The 16,132-nt window shown below is 73.9% G+C and carries 17 protein-coding genes; 7 read left to right on the top strand and 10 right to left on the bottom strand.

All coding sequences use genetic code 11. From position 1 onward, the window contains the following. Positions 1 to 73 precede the first annotated feature (73 nt). The 7 genes from LNK82_RS26205 to LNK82_RS26175 all read right to left on the bottom strand — a co-directional run bounded on the left by LNK82_RS26205 (position 74) and on the right by LNK82_RS26175 (position 6,640). Positions 74 to 1,363, bottom strand: a complete 1,290-nt coding sequence (locus LNK82_RS26205; protein ID WP_230569654.1) for a glycosyltransferase 87 family protein — start codon at positions 1,361 to 1,363, stop codon at positions 74 to 76. After that, positions 1,357 to 2,280 (bottom strand): YveK family protein, encoded by a 924-nt coding sequence (locus tag LNK82_RS26200; RefSeq protein WP_230569653.1) that lies wholly within the window; start codon positions 2,278 to 2,280, stop codon positions 1,357 to 1,359. The genes LNK82_RS26205 and LNK82_RS26200 overlap by 7 nt, the downstream gene beginning before the upstream one ends. After that, positions 2,277 to 3,332, bottom strand: coding sequence for a glycosyltransferase (locus tag LNK82_RS26195; RefSeq protein WP_230569652.1), 1,056 nt, complete (start codon positions 3,330 to 3,332; stop codon positions 2,277 to 2,279). The genes LNK82_RS26200 and LNK82_RS26195 overlap by 4 nt, the downstream gene beginning before the upstream one ends. Further along, the gene (locus LNK82_RS26190) at positions 3,322 to 4,545 is read right to left on the bottom strand and encodes an O-antigen ligase family protein (RefSeq protein WP_230569651.1); all 1,224 of its coding nucleotides are present in this window, start codon (positions 4,543 to 4,545) and stop codon (positions 3,322 to 3,324) included. The genes LNK82_RS26195 and LNK82_RS26190 overlap by 11 nt, the downstream gene beginning before the upstream one ends. Beyond that, complete coding sequence (locus LNK82_RS26185) at positions 4,542 to 5,495, bottom strand: polysaccharide deacetylase family protein (RefSeq protein ID WP_230569650.1); 954 nt, start codon at positions 5,493 to 5,495, stop codon at positions 4,542 to 4,544. Before LNK82_RS26185 ends, LNK82_RS26190 begins: the two co-directional genes overlap by 4 nt. Beyond that, a complete protein-coding gene (locus LNK82_RS26180) occupies positions 5,492 to 6,316 on the bottom strand; it encodes a DMT family protein (RefSeq protein WP_230569649.1) in 825 nt (274 codons plus the stop codon). The genes LNK82_RS26185 and LNK82_RS26180 overlap by 4 nt, the downstream gene beginning before the upstream one ends. A gap of 126 nt (positions 6,317 to 6,442) precedes the next feature. Then, positions 6,443 to 6,640, bottom strand: a complete 198-nt coding sequence (locus LNK82_RS26175) for a hypothetical protein (protein ID WP_230569648.1) — start codon at positions 6,638 to 6,640, stop codon at positions 6,443 to 6,445. A gap of 227 nt (positions 6,641 to 6,867) precedes the next feature. On the opposite strand from LNK82_RS26175, the gene LNK82_RS26170 reads away from it, so the two are divergent. Continuing rightward, positions 6,868 to 7,491: an SAM-dependent methyltransferase gene (locus LNK82_RS26170; RefSeq protein ID WP_230569647.1), complete on the top strand. Its 624-nt coding sequence runs from the start codon at positions 6,868 to 6,870 to the stop codon at positions 7,489 to 7,491. 12 nt (positions 7,492 to 7,503) lie between these two features. Here the strand turns inward: LNK82_RS26170 and LNK82_RS26165 are convergent, their stop codons facing one another. The 3 genes from LNK82_RS26165 to LNK82_RS26155 all read right to left on the bottom strand — a co-directional run bounded on the left by LNK82_RS26165 (position 7,504) and on the right by LNK82_RS26155 (position 10,422). Further along, positions 7,504 to 8,409 carry a phenylalanine 4-monooxygenase gene (locus LNK82_RS26165; protein ID WP_230569646.1) on the bottom strand — a complete coding sequence of 302 codons (906 nt, stop codon included), beginning with the start codon at positions 8,407 to 8,409 and terminating at the stop codon, positions 7,504 to 7,506. 95 nt (positions 8,410 to 8,504) lie between these two features. Further along, the gene (locus tag LNK82_RS26160; RefSeq protein ID WP_230569645.1) at positions 8,505 to 9,377 is read right to left on the bottom strand and encodes an NAD-dependent protein deacetylase; all 873 of its coding nucleotides are present in this window, start codon (positions 9,375 to 9,377) and stop codon (positions 8,505 to 8,507) included. A 10-nt stretch (positions 9,378 to 9,387) separates the two neighbouring features. Further along, on the bottom strand, positions 9,388 to 10,422 hold the full coding sequence (locus tag LNK82_RS26155) for a LacI family DNA-binding transcriptional regulator (RefSeq protein ID WP_230569644.1): 1,035 nt from the start codon (positions 10,420 to 10,422) through the stop codon (positions 9,388 to 9,390). A 69-nt stretch (positions 10,423 to 10,491) separates the two neighbouring features. On the opposite strand from LNK82_RS26155, the gene LNK82_RS26150 reads away from it, so the two are divergent. From LNK82_RS26150 to LNK82_RS26130, 6 genes are all read left to right on the top strand, one after another. Continuing rightward, on the top strand, positions 10,492 to 12,435 hold the full coding sequence (locus LNK82_RS26150; RefSeq protein ID WP_230569643.1) for a cellulase family glycosylhydrolase: 1,944 nt from the start codon (positions 10,492 to 10,494) through the stop codon (positions 12,433 to 12,435). Further along, positions 12,432 to 13,661: a D-mannonate dehydratase ManD gene (gene manD / locus LNK82_RS26145; protein WP_230569642.1), complete on the top strand. Its 1,230-nt coding sequence runs from the start codon at positions 12,432 to 12,434 to the stop codon at positions 13,659 to 13,661. Before LNK82_RS26150 ends, manD begins: the two co-directional genes overlap by 4 nt. 90 nt (positions 13,662 to 13,751) lie before the next feature. Further along, positions 13,752 to 13,916 carry a hypothetical protein gene (locus tag LNK82_RS26140; protein WP_230569641.1) on the top strand — a complete coding sequence of 55 codons (165 nt, stop codon included), beginning with the start codon at positions 13,752 to 13,754 and terminating at the stop codon, positions 13,914 to 13,916. Continuing rightward, the gene (locus LNK82_RS48390; protein ID WP_372470646.1) at positions 13,868 to 14,125 is read left to right on the top strand and encodes a hypothetical protein; all 258 of its coding nucleotides are present in this window, start codon (positions 13,868 to 13,870) and stop codon (positions 14,123 to 14,125) included. The genes LNK82_RS26140 and LNK82_RS48390 overlap by 49 nt, the downstream gene beginning before the upstream one ends. Positions 14,126 to 14,149: 24 nt before the next feature. After that, positions 14,150 to 14,725, top strand: coding sequence for a TetR/AcrR family transcriptional regulator (locus tag LNK82_RS26135; protein ID WP_230569640.1), 576 nt, complete (start codon positions 14,150 to 14,152; stop codon positions 14,723 to 14,725). After that, a complete protein-coding gene (locus LNK82_RS26130) occupies positions 14,709 to 16,127 on the top strand; it encodes a nitrilase-related carbon-nitrogen hydrolase (protein ID WP_230569639.1) in 1,419 nt (472 codons plus the stop codon). Before LNK82_RS26135 ends, LNK82_RS26130 begins: the two co-directional genes overlap by 17 nt. Positions 16,128 to 16,132: the final 5 nt, after the last annotated feature.

Here is a 16,132-nt window from a genome sequence, read left to right as displayed (position 1 = left end):
GCCGAACCCGGCCTCGCCTCCGACCCCGACCCCGACCGCGCACCAGAACCCGGCCTCGCCTCCGACCCCGGCGTCACGTCCGAACCGTGCCCACAGCCGAACACCGGCGGGTCGCCGCGAACACCGCCGCCAGCGCCCACGCCACCACGACCGCCACCCCGTCGACCGTCACGTCCACCCGCGCCCCCGTCACCTCCCGGATCGCCAGGCTGACGAAGTGCAGGTGCGCGAACGGGACCAGCAGCAGCACCACCGACAGCCCGAGCCGCCAGTCCCGCTCGCACCGACGCCGCCACCACACGACACCCACCGCCACCAACGACGGCACGGCGATCAGCACGTCACCCGGCTGGTGCACCACGGCCGCCACCACCGCGAGGCACGTGAGCAGGTCCGCCGCGGCGGGCTGCCCCATCCGGTCCAGCCGCCGCACCAGCAGCGCGCTCACCACCAGCACACCCACCAGCGCGACCGGTTCCGCGCCGCCGGGCAGCCAGCCCGTGACCCGGTAGAACACCGCCGCGAGGTCGACCCGCTGCGCCGTCATCGAGTCCACCGCGCCGTACGCCGTCTCCCCCGCGTGCGCCAGGTTCGCCGCGATCACGTCGAGGAACGGCCCGACGCCGCCTCCTCGCACCACCAACGGCACCACCACGACCATGCTCGCCACCGCCGCGACCGCCGTCCCGGTCACCGCCACCCGCTGGGACCCGCGCACGAACAGCAGCACCGCCAGCGGCAGGCCGAACTGCGGCTTGAGCCACGCCAGCGCCAACGCGACCGCCGCCCACCTCGGCGCGTCCCGCCGGGCCAGCAACGCGCCCGCCGCGCCGAGCGCGATCAGCGGGTTCACCTGGCCCACGTACAGCTGCGCCTTGCCCACCTGGCTGAGCACGAGCAACGTCGCGATCACCGCCGTGCCGAGCGCCAGCGGCACGTGCGGGCGCAACCGGCCGGCCGCCAGCACCGCCAGCGCGATCAGCAGCACCAGCGACGCCAACGCGAACGCCACCGCGCCGACCCGGTACCCCGGCAGCGCGAACGGCGCGTGCAGCAGCAGGTGGTAGGGCTGGTAGAGGTTGAAGCTCTGCCGCACGGGCCAGTGCTCCACCATCGTGGCCGGGTGGTACGGGTTGCCGCCCGCCAGGAACTCGCGGATCGGGAAGTAGAGCGCGTCCCGGAAGTCCTGCATCCGCTCCTCGGGCCGGGTGGCCCAGGTCGGCAGCGGCACCTGCCACGACGGCCGCAGCGCGCGCCACGACGCCACCGCGCCGACCGCCACGACCAACGCGGTGAGCACCCACACCTTGTCCTTCAGCGCGGTCTTCAGCGCCACGGTCCTCAGCGCGACGGTCTTCAGCACGTCACCACCGCCACCAGGGTCGCCGTGCCCGGCAACGCGCCGACCACGGTCGCCAGCTCGTCCTGCGGCCCGCCGTGGGGCACGACCGCGATCACCGCGTCGCCGTCGGCGGGCTCACCGGTCTTCTCCGGCAGCTCACCGGCCAGGGCCTCGGCGCGGTCGGCCAGCTCCGGCACGACCGCCACCACGCGCGCGGGCCGGGCCGACGCCTCGCACAGCAACGCCAACCGCTGCGCCAGGTCGGGGTCGTCGTCCGGCAGCACGGCCACCGGCCGCCGCACGCCACCGGCGGTGAGCGCGGCGCGCACCCGGTCACGGGGCCGGGTCCGGCGCAGGTGGCCGACGGCGTGCGCGGCCAGACCCGCCAGCACGCCGGCGATCAGCGCCAGGCCGTAGGCCAGCGGCCGGTCGGGCGCGACCTGCGTGGTCTCGGGCCGGTCGAGCAGGCGCAGCCGGGCGGCGGGCGCGAACAGGTCGGCCTCCACCACCGTCTGCGCGATCCGGGTCGCGGCCTGCGCGGCCCGGTCGGCGGTCTCGGCGCGCACCGACAAGCGGGCCAGGCCGGAGGCGGGCACCAGCTCCACGGACACCCGGCGGGCCAGGTCGTCGATCGTGGTGCCCAGCTCCCCGGCCGGGCCCCGCAGCACGGACGGGCTGCGCGACACCTCGACCAGCGCGGGCAGCGACAGGGCGACGACCTCGCCGAAGCTCGCCTCCGGCGGCTGGTCGGGATCGCCGACGGCCGGCACCGCGAGCACGCCGACACGGCTCTCGTACTCCTTGCCCGCCACCTCCACCGCGACCACCACGGCGGTCGCGACCAGCAGCGCGATCCCCAGGCTGACCGCGAGCGGACGCTTCAGGACCGCCGGCACCTCCGGGACCCGCAGGTCCCACAACACGCTCAGACCCTTCATGATGCTCCGATCGCGGTGCGCAGCAGTTCGTCGTAGGACCGCATCAGCAGACGCGGGTCGTGCTCGCGCCGCACGGACGCGCGGCCGGCCTCGGCCAGCTCGGCCCGGGCCCGCGGGTCGAACAGCAGTGACCGCAACGCCTCGGCCGTCGCGGCGGGGTCGCGGCGCGGCACCACCACTCCCCCACCACCGGCCAACGCCTGCCGCACACCGTCCACATCGGTCGCCACCACCGGACGTCCGGCGGCCAGCGACTCCAGCACCGCGATCGGCATGCCCTCCCAGTCGCTGGTGAGCACGGTGACGTCGGCGGCGGCCAGCAGGTCGGGCACGTCGCAGCGGTTGCCCAGGAACCGCACCCGGTCCGCGACGCCCAACTCGGCGGCACGCACGCGCAGCACGTCCCTGAGGCTGCCGTCGCCCGCCAGCCACAGCACCGCGCCGCCGTCCAGCTTCGCCCACGCCTCCAGCAGCACGTCGTGCCGCTTCTGGGGTTCCAGCCGGGCCGGGCACAGCGCGACCGGCACGTCCGGCGCGACGCCGTGCACCGCCCGGACCGCGTTCCGGTCCACCCGTTCGGGTTGCGGGAACACCGCGTTCGGGATCACCACCGGGTCGGGCACGCCCGCCGCGCGCAGCCGGTCGGCCGTGGCGTCGGCGACCGCGACGACCGTGCGCGAGGTCCGCTTGAGGATGCGGGCCGCGCCGGTGTAGTCGGTCTCCGCGACGCCGTGGAACACGGTCAGCAGCGGCAACCTGCCCGGCAGCACGGCCAGGCGCGCGACGAGGCTGGCCGACACGTTGTGCGCCAGCACGACCTGCGGCCGGAAGCTGCGGATCGCGGCCTTGGTGGCCGTGGTCGCGCGCAGCACGCCGGTCGCCCGGCGCCGGGCTACGGGCACGGTGAACGTCGGCACGCCGCACGCGCGCAACGCCTCGGCCCGGTGCCCGCCGCCGCTGGCCACGGCCGACTGCCAGCCGAACTGCCCGCCCGACCTGGCCATCCCGGCGACGAGCGCTTCGGCGCCGCCGGTACCCATCTCACTGATCACGTGGAGCACACGCAACGTCGCTCGCTCTCCTCGGACGAAGGTCGGCCGCGGCCACGACCGCGACCAGCGACCACAACGGCAGGTAGTACTGCTGGGACAGGAACGTGGAGGCGACCACGACCGCGATCAGGGACGCCTGGACGGCGACGATCGGCAGCGGATCGTCGGTGGTGCGGCGCACGCGTGCGCAGGTGACCGCCGTGAGCACGAGGAGCGCGGCGAACAACGCGAAGCCGGGCACGCCGAGTTCGGCGGCGACCTCCAGGTACATGTTGTGCGCCACCGGGGTCTGCTCGTCGATCTCGGCGTTGTTCGAGGCGGCGGGGTAGCCCTCGCGGAACCCGCCCGGTCCCACGCCGAGGGTTGGGTGCTCGGCGACCATGCGCGCGGCGGCCTGCCAGCGCAGTTCGCGGGTGTCCACGTTGGTCTCGGCGACGTGGGTCTTCTCCCGCACCGCCCGGTCGATCTCCGGTCCGGCGAACAGCACGGCGGCCACGCCGAGCACGGCCAGCGCCGCCACGCCGCCCGCCAACGCCTTGAGCGGCACCGCGCGGCGGGCCAGCAGCCACGCCACGGCGGCGGTGAGGGCGAGCGCGCCGCCCCGGGAGAACGTCGCCGCCGCGCCCGCCGCGAGCACGACGGCCGCCGACGCGGTCAGGACCGAGCGGCGCAGTGCGACCAGCAGCGGCAGGGCGGCGACGAGGAAGTAGGCCAGGTCGTTCGGGTCCTCCAGCGGCCCGGCGGCCCGCGTCTGCCCCTCGGCGACCATGCCGACCAGCGCGCCGACGGCCGCGACCACGGCTCCCGCCACGGTCGCGGCGAGCACCGCCCGCAGCGGCACCTCCCGGGAGACGACGTCGATCAGCACCACCGTGACCAGCAGGAACGGCAGCCAGCGCAGGGCGTAGCCGGTCGCGAACGGGCCGCCCGCGTGCACCGCCCAGGACGCCAGCAGCACGACGGCGAGCGCCGCGAGGACGACGTGCACGGGGTGCGGCTCGGGCGCGCGGCGTTGCCGCACCCGCAGGACGGCCCAGACGAGCACCAGCAGGGCGGACGGCGCCTTGGCCAAGTGGCCGTGCACGTGCAGGAGGTAGCCCTCCAGGGGCGCGGCGAACACCGTCGCGCACGCCAGGGCCCGCACCAGCCACGTCAACCGCATCGCGCCCGCCACGTCATCCGCCGCACCGCGCCACGTCATCCCCCGCGTCATCCCCCGCACCGCGCCAGCAGCCCGGTGTCGCGCTCGCGCAGGCCCGCGTCGAGCCGGTCGACGTGCGCGCCGGTGCCGATCACCTCGAAGTGGTGCTCGCGCAGCGCGCCCAGCACCCAGCCGAGGAACTCGACCTTCCGCGCGCCGGGCACCGCCATGCCGGGGAAGAACTCCATGCCGGGCGCCTCGGCCGCGCCGAGCACGTCGGTGGGGTGCAGCAGCAACGACGGCTGAACGCCACGCGCCCGGCACAACCGCAGCGCTGCGGTGAAGTACGCACGGGCCAATCGTGGTGAGACCTGGTGCAGTTGCAGCAGGTAGGAGCCGTGGATCGGAACGCGCAGGAGCGGCATCGTGGTGACCGGCAGCTCGACCAGGCCCGCGCCGACGCGCCAGCGGTAGGCGGCGTTGGGCGCCCGGACGCGGGAGAAGCCGCCGAACAGGTCGCGTTCGCCGCCGGTCGGCGCGGTCCGGTTGTGGTAGGCGCGGGCGAGCGGGCCGATCCAGGTGGGCAGGGTGCTGGCGTCGTAGCGGTAGCCGCGCTCGGCCAGCAGTTCCAGCAGGTCGCGGGTGACGCTGTAGCCGGGGCCGCGGAAGCCGGTCGGCCGCGGCGCGCCCGCGGCGACGATGGCCGCCTCGGTGCGGGCGAGTTCGGCTTCGAGCCGGTCGCGGGTGTAGCGGTGCAGCCAGGGTTCGTGGCCGTAGGAGTGGTTGCCGACCTCGTGCCCGGCGGCGGTGATGTCGGCGACGGCCTGCGCGCCGTCGTCGCGTTCGGCGTCCGCGCCGACGACGAAGACGGTCGTGGTGAGGCCGTGGGCGCCGAAGACTTCGAGCAGGCGTGGCACGGCGGTGGGCAGGAAGCTGGGGCGGCGTTCCCACTCGGGGTCGCCGTGGGTCTTGAGGTAGGCCCAGAGGTTGTCGAGGTCGAGGGAGACGCTGGCGGTGCTCACCCGGCCACCTCCGCGGGCTTCTTGGCGAACCGGTCGGCGAAGCCGAGCAGGAGCACGCCGGACACGACGAGCGCGACGCCGAGCGCCACCCACCACTCGCGGCCGGGCGTGATCCGGTCGCCGAGCGCGGCGATGCCGATGACCGAGGTGAGCACGACGGTGGTGGCGTCCATGGTGGCGACGGTCGAGGTCGCCGAGCCGCGGCGCAGGGACAGCGCCAGGTAGGACTGGCCGACGAGCGCGGCGACGATCATCAGCCACGCCAGCGGGTACAGCGGGAGGGTGAGGAACGGTTCGTCGGCCAGCGTCCGGCTCGTCATGGCGACCACCGCGAACGCCAGGCCGGCGGACGCGGCCAGCGGCACCACGCCGCCGATCCGGCGCTGCACCAGCACGAGCGCGACCAGGGGCAGTCCGAACAGGACGATGCCGAGGCCTTGGGGCACGTCGTGCGCGGCCGACGGCGTGGCCGCCGCGACGAGCAGCACCAGCCCCGCCGCCATCACGACGAGCACCACGACCTCGATCACGCGGACCCGCCAGCCGAGCACGGCGATGCCGAACAGCGTGGCCAGGCCGACCGCGCACGACGAGCCGGCCTGGACGAGGTAGAGCGGCAGCTCGGCGCGGGCCAGGAACGCCAGCGCGAACCCGCCGACCTGGCCCGCGAAGCCGAGCAGGTAGAGCCGGTCGCGGGCGAGCCGGGCGAGCAGCCCGAGCCCGCCGCCGCCTTCGTCGGCGCGGCGTGAGGCGATCGACTGGGCGACGATGCCCAGCGCGTACAGCACCGCGGACGCGGCGAGTTCGAGGTAGCCAGTCACGCGACCCTTCCCCTGGAGATGACGGCCCGTGGAGACAGCCGGCGCGCGGTAGCGGTCGGTGTGATCCCGATATCGGAAGGGGAGCGTAGAACCCGAAAAACCTCGACTCGTTCGAGCGATAGGCGACTACACGATCGAGTTAAATCGCTGACTACACAACGACTCCGCGCCCGGGATGGCCTGGCTGCCGGCACCCGTGTCGCACTGCGGGATCGACAGGCTCTCGCGACCGGCGGGCGGCGGCGCGGTCCACGCGGGGGTGAGCGTGCCGCGCGCGATGCGCGGCGGCTGGTTCACGGTCGTCCACTCCGGACCGGCGGTCATCGCGGGTGCGGTCGTCACCACAGGCCCGCTGCCCACAGGTCGCGTGTCCGGGGGCGCGGCGAGCTCGCCCTGCGCGGCCGTGCCGAACCCGACCCGCGACGACGACCGCCGGCACACCCGCCGACGCGTCGATCAGCGCGCTCCCGCCGTACCTCCGACCAGTGGGCGAGTTGCCGGATCGGCAACTTTGTTTGCCGCTCGGCCGGGGTGGTCCGCACTATCGGGGCATGGACGCAACTGAGGAGTACTGGGAGACGTTCTACCGCGACCGCGACCAGGTGTGGACGGGCAAGGCCAACGAGCTGCTCGTGCGCGAGGTCGCCCACCTCGACCCGGGCACCGCGCTCGACCTCGGCTGCGGCGAGGGGGGTGACGCGTTGTGGCTGGCCGAGCAGGGCTGGCAGGTGACGGCGGTCGACGTGTCCACCGTCGCCCTGGCCAGGGGCGCGGCCCGGGCCACCGAGCTGGGCCTGGCCGCGCGCATCGACTGGCAGCGGCACGACCTGGCGCGCTCGTTCCCCACCGGGGTGTTCGACCTGGTCTCGGCGCAGTTCCTGCACTCGTCGGTGGCCGTGGAGGGCGAGCGGGAGGGCATCCTGGCACGGGCGGCCGAGGCGGTGGCGCCGGGCGGGCGGCTGCTGGTCGTGGGGCACGCCGGCTGGCCGACGTGGCTGGCGCACAACCCGCCGGTGGACTACCGGTTCCCGACGAACGCCGACGTGCTGGCCTCGCTGGCCCTCGGCCCGGAGTGGGTCGTCGAGGTGGACGAGTCGGTCGAGCGGGTGATGATCAGCCCGGAGCAGGAGCACGGCACGCGGACGGACGTCGTGCTGCGCTTGAAGCGCGGCTGAGGACGGGCGAGGTCAGGTGACGGCGCCGCGCTCGTCGTGCGTGGGCAGGCCGAGGCGGTCGCGGGTGCCCTCGTCGAACTCGTCCAGGAAGTCGTGCAGGACGTCGGCGACGTGGTCGAGCGAGCGCACCGCGTACAGCACCGGCTGGTACCCGGCCGCGACGTAGGGCGTGTTCACGACCCGTTCGACGGCCCACGGCCTGATGTCGGCGCGGTGCAGCTGTCCCAGTTCGCCGTAGGAGGACAGCAGCGCCGCCCCGTACGCCTTGACCCGGCGCCGCTCGAACGCGACGCCGTACTCCAGGGTGAACCAGTACACGCGGCTGATCAGGTCCAGGGCGTCCTCGCTGGACACCCGGGAGGCCGCCGCGCCGACCAGCCGGTAGAGGTCGGCGAACCACGGCGCGGACAGGTGCGTGCCGTGGCCGAACACGTCGTGCACGACGTCGGGCTCGGGCGTGTACAGGGGCATCGCCGGGTGCCGCACGTACTGCACGGCGTGGAAGTACCCGCGCGCCATGGAGCCCAGGAACCGCTCGTCCGGCACGAGCCCGCCGGCGAGGGTGAACCGGAACCCGGTCAGCTCGTGGAGGCGGTCGCCGACCTCGGCGTGCTGGGGCACGTGGTCGGCGGGGATGGGCGCGGTGTCCCGGGCGCGCAACACCGCCCGGCACACCGTGTCCTGCTGGGCCGCGGTCAGCGCGGCGTGGACCTGCCGCCAGGTCTCGTGCTCCCGCTCGGTGTAGGCGACCGGAGGTGAGGGCGCGCCCACCTCGTGGCCCTCGGCCAGGGCCGCGATCGCGTCACGGCGGCGGACGTACGCGGGATCGCTCAGGCCGGGGTGCAGCGGGGCGGCGCCGAGCCTCCCGTCCGGCGCCACCGGCGTCCGTGCGCGCACGTCGACGGTTTCGCTCGTCATGTCCCGGGGCGTACCCGGCCGTTCCGCCGGCACGCGGCCGAAGGACACCGCTCACCCCGTCGGGTGACATCGGGCCCGCCTTCGGGGACGGAGCGCTACAACCGGGCGAGCAGCTCGGTCAGGGCCGGGCCGAGGGGCCGGTCGACGCGGACGGTCGCGTGCACGTCGCCCCTGGTCACGCCCTTGTTGATGATGAGGACCGGCTTGCCGGCGGCAGCGGCGCGCCGGACGAACCGCAGGCCGGACATGACGGTCAGCGAGGAGCCCAGCACGAGCAGCGCGTCGGCCGCGTCCACCAGGCGGTAGCACTGCTCGACGCGCGGTCGCGGCACGTTCTCGCCGAAGAACACCACGTCCGGTTTCAGCACGCCGCTCTCGCAGTCGGCGCACCCGACCAGCCGGAACGACCGGACCTCGTGCTCGGCCAGGTCCACGTCGCCGTCCGGGTTGATCCGGGTGGAGGTGGCCTCGAACGCCGGGTTGGCGGCGCGGAACCGCCGGTCGAGGTCCTCGCGGGGGCTCACCGCGCGGCAGTCCAGGCAGACCACGCGGTCCAGGCCGCCGTGCAGCTCGACCACGTCGGGCGTGCCCGCGGCCTGGTGCAGGCCGTCGACGTTCTGCGTGATCACGCCGGACAGGTGGCCGCGGGCGTGCAGCTCGGCCACGGCGCGGTGGCCGGTGTTGGGCGCGGCGCGGGCGATGGTCCGCCAGCCGAGGTGGCTGCGCGCCCAGTACCGGCGCCTGCCCTCGGCGCTGCCGACGAACTCGTCGTAGGTCATCGGGGTGTGCTTGCGCAGGCTGCCCGCGGCGCCCCGGTAGTCCGGGATGCCGGACTCGGTCGACAGCCCGGCACCGCTGAGCACCACCACCCGACCGTCCGCGACGACCGGCACGACTTCGTCCAGGCTGGTGGTGCGCGGCAAGGGCGCACCGGTCGGCGTCCAGCTCAACGTCGGCCGTGTGCGCATGCGCTCCACTTTACGTGCGGGCGGCGGCAGGTCCCGTGGACTCGCGGACCACCAGTTCGGGTGGTCGGACGGCGAGTGACGCGTCCTCGACCTCGTCGAGGGACGCGAGCAGCACGCGCGCCGCCGCGCGGCCGAGGCCGACGAGGTCTTGGCGCACGGTGGTGAGCTGCGGGTAGACGAGCTCGCCGAGCGGCAGGTCGTCGTGGCCGATCACGGACAGCTCGCCGGGCACGTCGACGCCGAGCCGGCGGGCCGCGCTCATCCCGGCCACGGCCATGGAGTCGTTGGCGAACAGCACGGCGGTGGGACGTCGGCGGTCGGCGAGGAGCCTGCCCACGGCGTCGACCGCGCCGGCGGCGGTGAAGTCGGACGCGATCGAGTGGCTGGGCGCGAGGTCGTGCGCGGCCAGCGCGTCCTCGAACACGCGTCGCCGGTAGAGCGTGTGGACGCGGTCCTCGGGGCCGGAGACGTACGCGATGCGCCGGTGCCCGTGCGCGACGAGGTGCTCGACGGCCGCGCGGACGCCGCTGTCGAGCCCGGTCGCCTGCACCGACGGCACGGGGTCGTCCCGCCACGGCGTGCCGATCAGCACGGTGTTCACGCCGAGGGTCCGCAGCAGCTCGAACCGGGTGTCGCCGATCCGGCTCTCGGTGAGCACGACGCCGTCGACCCGGCGTTCGTCGGCCAGCCTGCGGTAGGCGGCCTCCTCCGCGCTCGGCTCCTCGCCGACGATGTGCAGCAGCAGGCCGTACCCGAGCGGGGACAGCTCGCTCTCGATGCCGGAGATCAGCAGGGTGAAGTGCGGGTCGGCGCTGAGCAGGTCCGGCGAGCGCTTGGCGACCATGCCGATGGCGCGCGTCTTCGCCGAGCGCAGGGCCACGGCGGCGGCGGACGGCGTCCACCGGAGCTTGCTCGCGGCGGTCAGGACGCGGTCACGGGTGGGCGCGGAGATGCCCGCCTTGCCGTTGACGACCTTCGACACGGCCGCCACCGACACCCCGGCGAGGGCGGCGACGTCGGCGATCGTCGGCTTGCGGCTTGCCACCCGGTGAACGTTACACCTGACGACCTCAGTGCCTCGACAGATGTCAGGTTAAACGATATACCTGTGGCCATGCAGCGCAACTCCGCCAAGCTCGCCGGCCCCGACACCTGGGTGGGGGTCAACTACTGGTCGCGGACCGGTGGCCCGTTGATGTGGCGCGACTACGACCCGGCGGTCGTGGACGAGGAGCTGCGGGTGATGCGCGACCACGGGATCGGCCTGACCCGCAGCTTCTGCTACTGGCCGGACTTCATGCCGACCGAGGACGCGCTGGACGCCGACCTGCTCGCCAGGTACGACGACTTCCTCGACCGGCACCTCGCGCTGGGCATGCGGACGATCCCGACGTTCGTCGTCGGGCACATGTCGGGCCAGAACTGGGACCCCGCGTGGCGGAACGGGCGGGACATCTTCGCCGACGAGTCGTTCCTGGACCGGCAGCGCTGGTACGTCCGCGAGCTGACCGCCCGCTGGAAGGACCACCCGGCGGTGGCGGGGTGGCTGCTGAGCAACGAGATCCCGATCTACGCCGACTGGCGGTCGCGGGGCATCGGCACGCTGGACGCGGACGCGGTGACGGCGTGGGCGGCGGCGTTGATCGGGGAGATCCGCGCGGCGGGCGCGGCGCAGCCGGTGTCGGTCGGCGACGGCGCGTGGGGCGTGGAGGTCACGGGGCTGGACAACGGCTTCCGGGTGCGCGACCTGGCGCCGTTGATCGACTTCCACGGGCCGCACGTGTACCGGATGGACGACGACCAGCTGCGGCTGCACCTCGGGGCGGCGTTCGTGTGCGAGCTGCTCGACATCGGCGGCAAGCCGGTGATCATGGAGGAGTTCGGCGTGACGTCGGACTACGTGTCGGAGGAGAACGCCGCCCACTACTACCGGCAGGTCCTGCACACGACGTTGCTGGCGGGCGCGACCGGCTGGATCCCGTGGAACAACACCGACTACGACGACCTGGCCGACCAGGAGCCCTACCGGCACCACCCGTTCGAGATGCACTTCGGGCTCACGGACGCCGCGGGACGGCCGAAGGCTCAGCTGAGGGAGGTCCGGGCGTTCACGGAAGTGTTGCGGCGCACGGACTTCGCGCGGCTGCGGCGGCCGGACACGTCGATCGCGCTGCTGGTGTCGTCGTTCCTGGAGGCGCGGTACCCGTTCACGCAGCCCGAGGACGCGACGAGCGTGGCGAACAACGCGCGGCAGGCCTACATCGCGGCACGGGAGGCGGACCTGCCCGTGGGTGTGGCGCGCGAGCTGGACGGCGTGCCGGACGACTGCGCGTTGTACCTGGTGCCGTCGGTCAAGCAGCTCACCGCGCCGACGTGGCGGACGTTGGTGGAGCGCGCCGCGGCGGGCGCGGTGGTGTACGCGTCGTACTTCGTCGGCGAGCACCGCACGCAGCGCGGACCGTGGTGGCCGAAGCTGGACGAGACGTTCGGCGTGGTGAAGCAGCTGCGGTACGGGTTGGTCGACCCGATCGAGGACGACTCGCTGCGGATGGTGTTCCGGCGGGACTTCGGCGGCATCGGCGCGGGCGAGGAGCTGGTGTTCCGGGTCGGCGGCACGGCCGAGTCGCGCGCGTTCCTGCCGGTGGCGCCGGACGGGGCGGAGGTGATCGCGGTGGACGGGCACGGGCGGCCCGCCTTGCTGCGGCACCGGGTCGGTGACGGGTGGATGGTGCTGTGCACGTACCCGTTGGAGCACATGGCCGCGATGACGCCCAGGGTGAACCCGGAGCCGACGTGGCGGCTGTACGCGGCGCTGGCGGAGGTGGCCGGTGTGCCGCCGCGGGTCCGGGTGGACGACCCGCTGGTGATGACGGGGTTGATGGAGCACTCCTCCGACGGACGGGTGTTCGCGTGGTTCGTCAGCCAGCACGCGTCGCCGGTCACGGTGAACCCTGTTCTCGACGGGCGGTTGGTGACGTTGGACGGCGTGCCGTTGGGCGCCGTGGAGTTGGACGCGTACGGCGTCGTGGTGGCCGAGGTGCGGGAGGTGGAGTCGTGAAGATCGCGGCCGTGGAGGTCGTGGTGACCTGTCCGGGGCGGAACTTCGTCACGCTGCGGATCACCACCGAGGATGGGATCACCGGTCTGGGTGACGCCACGCTGAACGGGCGTGAGCTGGCGGTGGAGGCGTACCTGCGGGAGCACGTCGTGCCGCTGCTGGTGGGTCGGGACGCGTCGGCCATCGAGGACACCTGGCAGTACCTGTACCGGGGCGCGTACTGGCGGCGCGGTCCGGTGACGATGGCCGCGATCGCCGCCGTCGACACGGCGTTGTGGGACATCAAGGCGCGGGCGGCGGGGATGCCGCTGTACCAGTTGCTCGGCGGGGCGTGCCGGGTGGGCGCGCTGGCGTACGGGCACGCGTCGGGACGTGACCTGCCGGAGCTGTTCGACTCGATCCGGCTGCACCTGGAGCTGGGGTTCCGGGCGATCCGGGTGCAGACCGGCATCCCCGGGCTGGAAACGGTGTACGGGGTGGCGGCGTCGGCGGCCGGCGGCGGTGACCGGTACGACTACGAGCCGGCGCGGCCGACCGCGTTGCCGGTGGAGGAGAGCTGGGACACACGGGCCTACCTGCGGCACGTGCCGTCGGTGTTCGAGGCGGTGCGGTCGGAGTTCGGCCCGGCGTTGCCGTTGCTGCACGACGGCCACCACCGGATGACCCCGATCGAGGCGGCGCGGCTCGGGAAGGCGCTGGAGCCGTACGACCTGTTCTGGTTGGAGGACGCGACGCCCGGCGAGGACCAGGCGGCGTTGCGGTTGATCCGGCAGCACACCACGACGCCGCTGGCGATCGGCGAGGTGTTCAACTCGATCCACGACTACACGACGTTGTTGAGCGAGCGGCTGATCGACTACGTCCGCTCGGCGGTCACCCACACCGGTGGCGTGACTGCGTTGAAGAAGGTGCTCGACTTCGCCGCGGTGTACGGGATCAAGTCGGGGATGCACGGGCCGACGGACATCTCGCCGGTCGGCATGGCCGCCGCGCTGCACCTGGACCTGGCCGTGCACAACTTCGGCATCCAGGAGTACATGCGGCACACGCCGGAGACGCTGGAGGTGTTCCGGACGTCCTACACGTTCGCGGACGGCCTGCTGCACCCGTCCGACGAGCCGGGGTTGGGTGTGGAGCTCGATGTGGACGCGGCAGGCCGATTCCCCTACCGTGCCGCGTACCTGCCGGTGAACCGGCTGGCCGACGGCACCCTCCACGACTGGTGAGCGAACCCATATGGAGGGGCACTGGCCGACGGCCGACCAGGACCCGAACGCCTCCCCGCCGGAGGTGGAGTTCACCCGATCTGGCAGGGCGTGCCCAAGGTCGTGCACTCGCGGACGTCGCAGGCGGCGGGGCCGAACGCGACGATCGTGCGTGACGTGGTGGCGGAGGAAGTGCCGGCACTGAAGGCGTCGGCGACCGGGACCTGGTGGTGGGCGGCCCGAACCTGGCGGCGTCGTTCCGCCGCCTCGGCCTGATCGACGAGTACCGGGTGTACGTCCACCCGTGCTGCCGGGAGGCGCCGGCGGGTTGTGGCGATCGAACACGTGGCGGGCAACCGCCTCGTCGGCGACCTGATCGCGGCCAACGGGGTCGACGTCGGCTGGACGTTCCCGACCGCCACCACCGCGGGTCCCACCGCCGGATGCACTGGCCGCCTTGCCGCTCCAGGACGTGTACAGCGTAGACAGCCCACGTGTACGGTGTAGACATGACGGAGACGGCCGAGCGGATCTCGGCGGCGGCGTTGGCGATCTTGCTGGCCGAAGGCGCGCAAGCGGTGACCATGCGGCGGGTGGCGGCGGATGCCGGGGTGACCGCCATGGCCACCTACCGCCACTTCCCCAACCGTGAAGCGCTGCTGCGCTCGGTGGCGGACGCGGCGGTGGCGGAGATGACCGCCGACTGGGGCGGACGCGGCCGTGAGCTGGGACTGGCCCGTCGGCTCGACGCGCTGGCCGATGCGTTCCTGGACTTCGCGCTCGGCCGGCCGAACCTCTACCGCTACCTGGTCACCGAGCACCGGCCCGACGCGCTGCGGTTCCCGGACGACTTCCGCACCGGCGGCTCGCCCGCGTTCGCCCCGGTGTTCGCGGCCGTCGAGCAGGCCATGGCGGAAGGCGTGCTGCGCGACGACGACCCGTTGGAGGTCACGTTGGCCCTCACCACACCGTTCATAGGCCTGGTCCAGCTGTACCTGGGCGGCCGGATGAACATGCCCGAGAGCGACTTCCGCGCGCTGTGCAAGCGCACGACAGGAAGGGTCCTCAATGGACTCCAGGTCTGAGCTCGCGCTGGTGGGACTGGCCGGGTCTGCATCGGCCGCCCTGTTCTACTTCGGCACGGGGCTGGCGCCGATCGCCGCGTTGGCCTGGCTCGCCCCGCTGCCCGTGCTCCTCGCCGCGCCACGCACCTCCGGACGCGTCGCCGCCGCGCTGGCCTTCGGGTCGTGCCTGCTTGGACTGACCAACAGCTGGCCGTTCCTGGCCCACTCGTACGACCTGCCGCTGTTACCGTGGGGCGTCGCCGTCACGGTCGGGATGGCGGCGACCTTCGCACTGGCGGTGGCCCTGTTCCGCGCGCTGCTGAACAGCGGACGCGCGCTGCTCGCGGTGATCACGGCGCCCGCCGCCTGGGTCGCGGTCCTGTACCTGGTGGCGTCGGCCAACCCCACGGGGATCATGGGCTCGCTCGCGACGACGCAGGCGGACGTGCCGCTGGTCCTGCAGACCGCCGCGATCACCGGCGCGTGGGGCGTCGAGTACCTGGTCCTCTTCGCACCGGCCGCCGTCGCCGCGGCGGTGACCAGGCGTGACGTGCGGGTCGCCGCGGTCGGCGGTGTCGTGCTCGCGGCGGTGTCGATCGGCGGCGCGGTGCGGCTGGCCCAGGACGGCGGGCCGGCGCGGCGCGTGGCGCTGGTCGCGGGCAACCACCACGGCTGGGCCACCGACCTGGACACGCCCGCCGGACCCGAGCTGGTGGCCGCGTACGCGCGGCAGGTCGAGGCACTGCCGGACGGGGTGCGGGTCGCGGTGCTGCCGGAGGCCGCGTTCGGCGCGCGCGAGGCCCGGCCCGCGGTGCTGGTGGACACGATGACCGCGCTGGCCCGCGCGGAGGGCATCGACATCGTGGTCGGCCTCGCCCAGTGGACGGACGGCAAGAAGTACAACTACGCGGTGACGTTCCCCGCGTCCGGCGGCGAGCCCGTGAAGTACCTCAAGCACCACGACACGGTCAGCCCGACCGGGCGCGATCTCACGCTCCTCGGCTCGACCGGTGTCGCGATCTGCGCCGACGTCAACCACCCCGACCCGAGTTCCGACTACGCGACGGCCGGCGCACGGCTGCTGGCCATCCCGGCGTCCGACGAGGACGACAACGGGTGGCAGCACAGCCGGACGGCGTTGCTGCGCGGTGTCGAGAGCGGGGTCGCGGTGGCGTGGAGCGGGCGGCAGACGCGGTTGATGGCGTCCGACGCCCGGGGTCGGGTGGTCGCCGAGGCGGGCACCGGCGGCGCGGGCGCGTTCACCGTGGTGGTCGCCGACGTGCCGACGGGTGACGGGCCGACGCCGTACGCGCGGCTGGGCGACTGGTTCGCGTGGCTGTGCGTGGGACTCGCCGTGGCCGGTCTGGTCGGCACGCGGGTCAGGCCCACGCGGATCACGCCCACGCCGGTCGGGGCCGCGTGACGAGC

The sequence above is a fragment of the Saccharothrix luteola genome (assembly GCF_020859565.1).
GTDB classification, from domain to species: Bacteria; Actinomycetota; Actinomycetes; order Mycobacteriales; family Pseudonocardiaceae; genus Actinosynnema; species Actinosynnema luteola.
Note: the sequence above shows the minus strand (reverse complement) of the source record. Positions and strands in the feature narration are given on the sequence as shown.